The sequence below is a fragment of the Catenibacterium sp. UBA627 genome, from assembly GCF_002299355.1.
GTDB classification, from domain to species: Bacteria; Bacillota_I; Bacilli_A; order Erysipelotrichales; family Coprobacillaceae; genus Catenibacterium; species Catenibacterium mitsuoka.
On sequence record NZ_DBPF01000047.1, the window covers coordinates 588 to 9,883 of the forward strand.

At 35.2% G+C, this 9,296-nt stretch carries 7 protein-coding genes; 4 read left to right on the forward strand and 3 right to left on the reverse strand.

What is annotated here, in order from left to right; all coding sequences use genetic code 11:
* Positions 1-1,065, reverse strand: a 1,065-nt coding sequence (locus B2S90_RS03490) for a helix-turn-helix domain-containing protein (protein ID WP_286696545.1), incomplete at its 3' end; no start/stop codon positions are given.
* 247 nt (positions 1,066-1,312) lie between these two features.
* On the opposite strand from B2S90_RS03490, the gene B2S90_RS03495 reads away from it, so the two are divergent.
* From B2S90_RS03495 to B2S90_RS03505, 3 genes are read left to right on the forward strand one after another with little or no spacing between them, the layout of a single operon-like run.
* Entirely contained in the window at positions 1,313-2,278 is a 966-nt protein-coding gene (locus tag B2S90_RS03495; protein WP_055233179.1) for a peptidylprolyl isomerase, read from the forward strand.
* A 6-nt stretch (positions 2,279-2,284) separates the two neighbouring features.
* Complete coding sequence (locus B2S90_RS03500; protein ID WP_286696546.1) at positions 2,285-3,232, forward strand: hypothetical protein; 948 nt, start codon at positions 2,285-2,287, stop codon at positions 3,230-3,232.
* 53 nt (positions 3,233-3,285) lie between these two features.
* The gene (locus tag B2S90_RS03505) at positions 3,286-3,690 is read left to right on the forward strand and encodes an HIT family protein (RefSeq protein WP_055233214.1); all 405 of its coding nucleotides are present in this window, start codon (positions 3,286-3,288) and stop codon (positions 3,688-3,690) included.
* 75 nt (positions 3,691-3,765) lie between these two features.
* Here B2S90_RS03505 and B2S90_RS03510 read toward each other — a convergent pair whose 3' ends face one another.
* Together B2S90_RS03510 and nifJ are read right to left on the reverse strand one after the other, a co-directional pair.
* Complete coding sequence (locus B2S90_RS03510; protein WP_055233177.1) at positions 3,766-3,993, reverse strand: hypothetical protein; 228 nt, start codon at positions 3,991-3,993, stop codon at positions 3,766-3,768.
* Positions 3,994-4,109: 116 nt separating this feature from the next.
* Complete coding sequence (gene nifJ / locus B2S90_RS03515; RefSeq protein ID WP_055289418.1) at positions 4,110-7,643, reverse strand: pyruvate:ferredoxin (flavodoxin) oxidoreductase; 3,534 nt, start codon at positions 7,641-7,643, stop codon at positions 4,110-4,112.
* A 287-nt stretch (positions 7,644-7,930) separates the two neighbouring features.
* Between nifJ and B2S90_RS03520 the strand changes: the two genes are divergently transcribed.
* Positions 7,931-9,166 carry a 6-phosphofructokinase gene (locus B2S90_RS03520; RefSeq protein WP_286696547.1) on the forward strand — a complete coding sequence of 412 codons (1,236 nt, stop codon included), beginning with the start codon at positions 7,931-7,933 and terminating at the stop codon, positions 9,164-9,166.
* Positions 9,167-9,296 lie beyond the last annotated feature (130 nt).

The window sequence follows — 9,296 nt, forward strand, 5'->3', positions numbered from 1 at the left end:
CTTGAGACCTGCTTCTTTAGGGCATATGTAACGTATCTCCTTGTGGTTGTTCTCAAGACTTCCTTTCTGACATGATTGCATAGGATCACAGTAAAAGACATGAGTTCTTATGCTGCCATCATTATCCTTTTCCAGTCCTTCTGCATCTGAGAATTCAGAACCTCTATCCGTCTTGATGACTTTCACTTCCTTTAGGAATAGGTCTTTTCCTAATATTGTTTCAAGAAGATCTACCCCTTCAACCATAGCCTTTGCAGTCTTCTCTTCATGGTATATAATGAACATGAAAGAGTAAGACAGGAACTTAAAAGTCTGCATGAAGGGACCGCTTTGTCCATTATAGACGGTATCCATCTCGACAATACTAACGGTATCATTCTCGTCAGTATATGAGACGAAATCCTTATAGGTGCGGCCTATCAGGAACCTTCTGTCTTCTCTTTTTTTATATTTGACAGAATCTTTCTTTGATATTCTTCTTGTCTTGACTCTTAAGTCAATATCAAGCAGGCCGAACTGTCTAAATACGCCAGATTCTATGTAATTGTATAATGTCTTTTCAGAAATATTCAGTTCAGGATGAGAAGTGATGATCTGATATGGTGAATGCCCCTTCTTAACAAGAGGGACAATGACATCAGCTAAAGCCTTAAGTTCGCTGTATGTCATGTTTATTCCTTCTCTTGATTCAATGAGATCAGCCATATATTCCTTATTGGCGAGATCTGCAGAATACGTGAACTTATCAAATCGGCAGTGCTGGAATTTAGGACAGCCGTTGCAGGCACCAGGGGATCTGTCTCTTCGCTTGCATTTAAAAACTACCAAATCAGCACAATCCTTACATACATGATGATGCTTGCATCTGTCCTTGTTGGCACATGCAGGATCAAAACTACAGAAATGTGAATGTTTTCTATGTGCCTTTATTTCTTTACCTATAGTTGATTTATCCTTTCCAAGAGTTGCAGCGATAGAAGCCTTAGTAGCACCATTTTCTATCCCTCTCTCAATGATTTGTCTTTCTGAAAGAGTAAGATGTGAATTTTTATTTGATTTAGCCATGATAATCAGCCTTTCATGAAATAGAGAAACAGACATCACAGTAATTATATACCTGAAGGAGAAAATTCAACTGTAAGAGTAAAATCAACTGGAAAGATGTGAAAGACTAAACGCAACTTTGCGCTGCCTAAAGTGGAATTTAACTTTTCACTTTAGAGAATTATGTCTTTTTATGTGAAACAGGGGTAATTATTTGAAAAAAATCATTGAGCATGTATAATATATATGTTGCGCAAGGAGGGTACGTATGAAAGCCAAAAAAATAGCGGCGCTATGTTTAGCGAGTGTTTTACTACTAAGTGGCTGTGGTGGTAAGACAGTAGATGGAAAGAGCGTAGTTGCTTCCACAAGTGAAGGCAATGTATATGCAGATGATGTTTATGATACATTGATTTCTACGAGTGCTGGTAAATCAGCTGCATTCCAATATGTTCTTGATCAATTGATCAATAAGCAATATCCTGTCACAAGCGATATGAAAGATAATGCAAGTGATATGCTTGATAGTATTAAGAATTCTTATAAGAGCCAGTATGGCGAAGACTCTTATGAAAAGCAGTTCAAGAGCGATTTGAAGAGCGCTGGTTATGAAAGCGAAAGTAAGTATAAGAAGAAGCTGGTCTACTCTTTACAGTATGCAGAATTAGTGAAGCATTATGTAAAGACACATTATGATACAGTATTTGATGATTATTATAAGGTTTCTACACCACGTGTTATCTCTATGATCAAAATTTCTACTTCTGATATTTCAAATCCTACTGATGCTGAAAAAGAAAAGCTAGAAGAAGTGAAGGAATTATTAAAAGATGGAAAGAACTTTGGTGATGTTGCCAAGGATTATTCAGATGATTCTGATACTAAGAGCGCTAAAGGTTCTTTAGGTGTTGTAGATAAAACTAGTAACCTTACAAATTCTTATGGCAATGCCATCAATGAATCAGCTTTCTCTTTAACTGAAGGACAGACTTCTGATGTATTAACTGGAAATGATGGTTACTATATTTTAAAGTGTACTTCTACTAATAAAGAGAAAATCAAGAAAAAATTAAAGAATATCACAATTCAGTCACCATTACTTACTTATGATGATAATATCATCTATCTTGCATTCAATACTTATGATATCGAGTATAAAGATGCAAAGGTTAAAAAAGCAGTTAAAGAAGCTGTAAAAGAAGGCTTAAAAGCAAGAGCTGAAGAAAGGAAGTAAGAGATAATGGCAGAATACAAACAGATCCATAAGGTAGAAGTTGAAAAGAAACCTTTTACACTTACTAAGAAAATGATTGCATTACTTGTCATTGCGATTGTCCTTGTTGTTGGTGTGATTGCCGCTTATATTGTGACTGCTGATAAGGATGGTTATACAAGTTCTGTACAGAATAGTTCATCAGAAGTTATCAGTGGTGATGTAAGTGTGACTAAAAAAGGTTTATATGAATACTTATTAGATAACTACGGTGCTAATGAAGTATTAAATGAAGCATATAATAAAATCACTGCAAAAGAGATTACTGATAAAGATGCAATTAATACAAAAGCAAAAGAACTTAAACAGCGTTATGCTGAATATTCTGGTTCATTTGAAACTTATGCAAAGAATCAGGGATATAGTGATGCCAAGACTTTTGAGAAGGAAGTCATTGTACCAGAAGCAAAATCTGAACTATTAGAAGAAAAATATTTAGATACAAAGTTCAATGATGTATGTAAGAAATATAATGTTTCTTATTTAAAGATTGTTGAATACAGCAAAGAATCTGAAGCATTAAAGGCATTAAAGACAGTGACTAGTGCAGATGCAATGACTGCTTTAATGAATGCGAATACTTCTAGTTCTACTGATTTAGGTTTTGTATGCAGCAAGAGTGCTACTACTACAGTTGATAAGAAGATCATCAAAGCTTTAAGCAAGTTTACTTCATTAAAGACTGATGGTGTATACAAGGAAGCTGTAAAATTAAGTACTGGTAAATATGCAGTTGTATATGCATACAACACTGATAAAAGTGCTCAGAAGAATGATATTGTTAAAAACTTATTAAACCTTGGCGATGTGAAAACAGATATTGAAACTTATTATTTAAAGAAATATAAGTTCACTGTCGAAGATGAAAAGGTTAAGAAACAGATCAAGAAAATTTCTAGTAAATATGTGGACTAAGAGACGTGAAAACGTCTCTTTTGTGTTAGAATGAATACAGGAGGTTTTATATGATGGATAATTGTATTTTTTGTAAGATTGCCGCTAAGGAAATTCCTGGCAAAGTTGTATATGAAGATGATACTTGCATTGCATTCTTGGATTTATCACAGACGACTAATGGACATACACTCGTCATCCCTAAGGAACATTATGATAGTTTTTTAGAAGCAGACCCAGAAGTGATGGCACATTGTATGAAAGTGGCTCAGAAGCTTGCAAATAAGATTGTAGAGAATATGCATGCAAAGGGATGTAATATTCTTACTAATGCGAAAGAAGTCGCTGGTCAGACAGTGCATCATTTCCATATTCATATTATTCCAAGATATGAAGAAAATGATCCAATCAAGATTAAATTTACTGATCGTTCAAGTGTTGTAAATCTTGATGATATCTACAACGAAATCATGAAATAGAAAAGCAGGGATTTAAAAAAATCCCTGTTTTTTAGTACACACAATGATATGACATCTCTTTATATTACGATGTGATTAACCTCTCACAAAGTAGCGTGATACAAAATCCATATTAATTTCTTTGATTTCTCTTTTACCTTCTATATAATCTTCATACATTTCAAAGGGATCTCCAGCCCCAAACAAGCCGCATCCACTGCAGTTCTCACATCCTGCAGAATCATTACAGTCCAATGCTTCTTGTATGATTCTTTTTCTTTCTTCTCTTGTTGTATCTTTTATAAGTACACTCTTCATATCCATCACCCACTCCTAGTATAGAAATAATGAATACAAATAGCAAGCAATATACCTATCTTTTTAATATGTTATGAATATAAAGAAAAGAGATAGCATTTCTACTATCTCTTTCGTATGAATTATTCAGCAGCATCAAAATCTTTAGCAAGTGCTTCTGCTCTTGCACGACGACGTTTAGCATCTGCTAGACACTTATCGAATAATGCTTCTGCGTTTTCAGGATTGATCTTAACTAACTGAGAGAATCTGTTTTCACTCATTAAGAAGTCTTTGAACTTAGAATAATCAGGAGCCTTAGAATCAATTGTAAGTGGGTTCTTACCTTCTTCAGTTAAACGTGGGTCGTATCTTAATAAGTTGAAATAACCACATTCAACAGCCCATTTTTCCTGTCTTGAAGAGTTAATTAATCCACCCTTGATATGATGTTCATTACATGGTGCATAAGCAATAATTAATGATGGTCCATCATAAGATTCAGCTTCCTTCATAGCCTTAATAGCCTGCATTGGGTTAGCACCTAAAGCAATCTGTGCAACATATACATGACCATAAGCCATAGCAATCTGAGCTAAGTCTTTCTTAGCAACCTTCTTACCACTTGCAGTGAACTTCGCAATAGAAGCAGCCTGTGATGATTTAGAAGACTGTCCACCAGTGTTAGAATATACTTCTGTATCAAGAACTAATACATTGACATTCTGATCATTAGCAAGAACGTGGTCTAATCCTCCGTAGCCGATATCATAAGCCCATCCGTCACCACCGATGATCCACTGAGACTTAGTCACTAATTCACCCTTCATATCAAGTAATTCCTTGATAGGTTCATTAGCTGAAGCTTCAACTTTTTCTACTAATTCGTTATAAAGAGCCTTTTCTTCTACTCTCTGACCCTTAACAGCTTCATATTTTTCAAGAATTTCTTTTAATTCTGGCTCTACATCATTCTTATTTGCTTCAATGATTTCTAAGATATGTTTAGACATGTAGTTTTCTGCAAGTTTCATACCAAAACCAAATTCAGCATTATCTTCGAATAATGAGTTAGCCCAAGCCATACCATGACCATTCTTATCAGTAGTACATGGAGTAGATGGAGTTGAACCAGTATAGATTGATGAACATCCAGTAGCGTTCGCAATTCTCATATCAGAACCGAATAACTGAGAAACTAAACGATAATATGGAGTTTCACCACAACCAGCGCAGGCACCAGATGCTTCAAAGTAAGGCTTCATGAATCCAACACCCTTCACTGTAGTTGTAGGATACTTGTCATCTCTATATTCTACATTGTTGTATACATATTCAGATAAAGCAGAATGTTCTAATTCATCCTTAACTGGAACCATTGTAAGTGCCTTTTCACCACGTTTACCTGGACATACGGATGCACATAATCCACAACCTACGCAGTTATCAGGAGAAACCTGGATACGGAATGATAATCCTTCAACACCCTTACCAATTGGTTTTAATACATCATTAGTAATATCTTCTGGTGCATTCTTGATTTCTTCTTCAGTCATTAAGAATGGACGGATTGTTGCATGAGGACATACCATAGCACACTGGTTACACTGGATACAGTTGTCTTTTTCCCACTTAGGAACCTGAATAGCAATTGCACGTTTTTCTTTAATTGCAACACCATTCTGCATAGTACCATCAAGCTTATCTAAGAATGCTGAAGTTGGTAAGTCATAACCTTCAAGAGCATTGATAGGAGCTACGAAGTTATCAAAGTAATCATCACCAGTTGGTTTTCTTAATGGTAATACAGTTAAGTTAGACCATTCTGGATCTACAGTTACTTCTTCAATTGCATCTTTACCAGCATCGATAGCCTTATAGTTAGCCTGAACGATATTTTCACCCTTGTTGCTATAAGACTTCTTAGCCATTTCTTTCATCTTAGTAACAGCTTCTTCGATTGGAAGAATCTGTTCATTCAATGCGAAGAATGCTGACTGTAGGATAGTGTTTGTACGTCTACCCATACCGATTTCACTAGCAATCTTGTTGGCATTAATAATATAGAACTTAGCATGTTTATCTGCTAACTGTTTCTTTACTCTATTTGGAAGATAATCAGCGATTTCTTCTTTAGTAAATTCAGTATTTAATAAGAAACGTCCACCATCTTTTAAGTTCTTCAACATATCATACTTTAAGCAGTAGTTGTCTAATGAACAAGAGATGAAGTCTGCTCTATTTACATAGTAAGTTGCTCTAATTGGCTTATTACCAAATCTTAAGTTAGAACGAGTTGCTCCACCAGCCTTCTTAGAGTCGTATGCGAAATAAGCCTGGCAGTATAAATCAGTATTATCACCAATAATCTTGATAGAAGACTTATTTGCAGATACAGTACCATCAGAACCTAAACCATAGAATAAGCACTGAGTAACACCAGAATTGATATGGAATCCATGAACATCAGGTAATGATAAATGAGTTACGTCATCCTTAATACCAATTGTGAATCCTGTAAATGGATTATCTGAATTTAAGTGATCATAAACAGCCTTGATATGCTGAGGTGTAGTATCCTTAGAACCCATACCATAACGACCACCAATAACCAATGTATCAGCATCTCTAATAACTGAACATACATCAAGGTATAATGGTTCACCAGTAGCACCCATTTCCTTAGTACGATCAAGTACAGCAATCTTCTTAGCAGTTGCTGGTAAAACAGCCTTTAAATATTTTGCAGAGAATGGTCTATAAAGATGTACTTTGATTACACCAACCTTTTCTCCTTCTTTAGCCATTTCATCAATAGTATCTTTAATAGTTTCAGTTACTGAACCCATTGCGATAATAACTCTATCTGCTTCTGGATCACCATAGTATGTAAATGGTGCATATTCTCTACCAGTAATTTCAGAAATCTTCTTCATGTAATCTGCAGCAATTTCTACAACTGCATCATAATGTTTATTCTGAGCTTCTCTGCTCTGGAAATAGATATCATCATTATCTGCACCACCACGTTCTACTGGATTAGTATGTGGGTTAAGTGCGTTTGCTTTAAATTTCTTAATTGCATCATAATCTACTAATGAAGCTAAAGTTTCATAATCAAGAACTTCTACTTTCTGAATTTCATGAGATGTTCTGAAACCATCAAAGAAATGGATAAATGGTACACCTGCTTTAATTGCAGTTAAGTGTGCAACACCAGCTAAATCCATAACTTCCTGTACAGAATGTGAACAAAGCATAGGAATACCTGTCTGACGGCAGGCATAAACATCCTGATGATCCCCAAAGATATTTAATGAACTAGTTGCAAGAGCTCTTGCAGCTACATGGAAAACACCTGGAAGCATTTCACCCTGAATCTTATAAAGGTTAGGAATCATTAATAATAGACCCTGAGATGCAGTAAATGTAGTAGCTAAAGCACCACCCTGTAAAGCACCGTGTACAGCCCCAGCAGCACCTGCTTCTGACTGCATTTCAACTACGTTTACAGCAGAGCCAAAAATATTTTTTCTTCCCTGTGAAGCCCATTCTTCAGCATGTTCAGCCATTGGTGAAGAAGGGGTAATTGGATAGATACTTGCTACTTCAGAAAATGCATACGCAACATGAGCGGCAGCAGTATTACCATCCATAGATAAATACTTCTTAGACATAATCTTTCAATCCTCCTTATCTACCATTATACGCTGATATGCAATAAAATACTATAATTAATTCTCTTTGTGTATTTTGTTTCTAAACCATATATATTTCTATACTTCATAAGATGTTTATCTAATTCAGCCTGAAAAATAGTTGAATACTCTAATGTGTTAATTGTCATGTTCTATACCCGTCATGTCTTATGAGTGATGCATTCTGCCGTTTTCTTTTAGATAAATCTTTCTATCAAATGCATTTGATGTTAAAATGGGGATGAAATATACAAAAGGAGCATAAAATGAATACGAAAAACTGTTTTATTGGTCAGTCTGGTGGGCCTACGGTTGCCATCAACGCCTCTCTTGCAGGTATTATTACTCAATGCCAGGAAGAAGGATTTACTCATATCTATGGTATGATTAATGGTATCCAGGGACTATTAGAAGATCACTTCATGGATCTAGGTACAACATTTAATTCTGAGGAAAAAATCGATGCATTAAAGCATTCCCCAGCAATGTATTTAGGAAGCTGTCGTTATAAGCTGCCTACAGTAAGTGATGATAAAGACACTTATGACTTGTTATTTAAAAAATTTAATGATTTAGAAATCACTGATTTCTTCTATATTGGTGGAAATGATTCTATGGACACTGTGGCTAAACTTGCAGCTTATGGTGAAACAATCAATTCCCCTATCCACTTCATTGGGATTCCAAAGACTATCGATAATGATTTGATGGGTACAGATCATACTCCAGGCTTTGGTTCAGCTGCAAAGTATGTTGCAAGCTCTATGTTAGAAATTGCTTATGATTCTTCTATCTATAAGCTAGATGCAATTACTATTGTAGAAATCATGGGACGTAATGCAGGTTGGTTAACTGCTGCAAGTGCACTTGCAAGAACTGAATGTAATGATGCCCCTGATCTCATTTATTTACCGGAAGTCGTATTTGATAAAGAACGTTTCTTGAAGGATATTGAAGAAAAGTTCAAAGAAAAGTCTTCTATCATGATTGCAGTAAGTGAAGGTATTCATGATAAAAACGGAAACTTCTTAGATAGTGGTGATTCACAGCAGTATGATGCATTTGGTCATCCAATCCATTTTGGTACTGGTAAGGTATTAGAAAATATCTGTAAAGAACATTTTGGATGTAAAGTAAGAAGTATCGAATTAAATGTACTACAAAGATGTGCAATGCATATTGCCTCTAAAGTAGATATTGATGAATCTTTCTTTATTGGTAAAAAGGCTGTAGAAACAGCACTTGCTGATCATACAAATGTTATGATGGGTGTTAAAAGAACTAGCAATGATCCATATACTGTAGAATGTATCTATAGTAATGTACAGGATATTGCGAACCTAGAACAGAAAGTTCCAGCAGAATGGATTACTAAAGAAGGTAATGATATCACTCAAGAACTTTATGATTACTTATATCCATTAATCCAGGGTGAAATCGCTATTAGTTATAAGAATGGTATTCCTTCATATATCGATATTGCCCATTTAAAAGAAAACTAAGAACGAATAAAGTCCCTTATGGGACTTTATTTATTTGCAGTTTAATTTTATGTTTTTTTTATTGACGAGTGTATTTCTACATGGTATTATAGGTGAGCAGTCAAGAAATGGGCCTGTAGCTCAGTTGGTT

Excerpts from the sequence above, each read along its gene's own strand:
- B2S90_RS03495 (WP_055233179.1), top strand. The coding sequence starts at position 1,313 with ATGAAAGCCAAAAAAATAGCGGCGCTATGTTTAGCGAGTGTTTTACTA.
- B2S90_RS03500 (WP_286696546.1), top strand. The coding sequence starts at position 2,285 with ATGGCAGAATACAAACAGATCCATAAGGTAGAAGTTGAAAAGAAACCT.
- B2S90_RS03505 (WP_055233214.1), top strand. The coding sequence starts at position 3,286 with ATGGATAATTGTATTTTTTGTAAGATTGCCGCTAAGGAAATTCCTGGC.
- B2S90_RS03510 (WP_055233177.1), bottom strand. The coding sequence starts at position 3,993 with ATGGATATGAAGAGTGTACTTATAAAAGATACAACAAGAGAAGAAAGA.
- nifJ (WP_055289418.1), bottom strand. The coding sequence starts at position 7,643 with ATGTCTAAGAAGTATTTATCTATGGATGGTAATACTGCTGCCGCTCAT.
- B2S90_RS03520 (WP_286696547.1), top strand. The coding sequence starts at position 7,931 with ATGAATACGAAAAACTGTTTTATTGGTCAGTCTGGTGGGCCTACGGTT.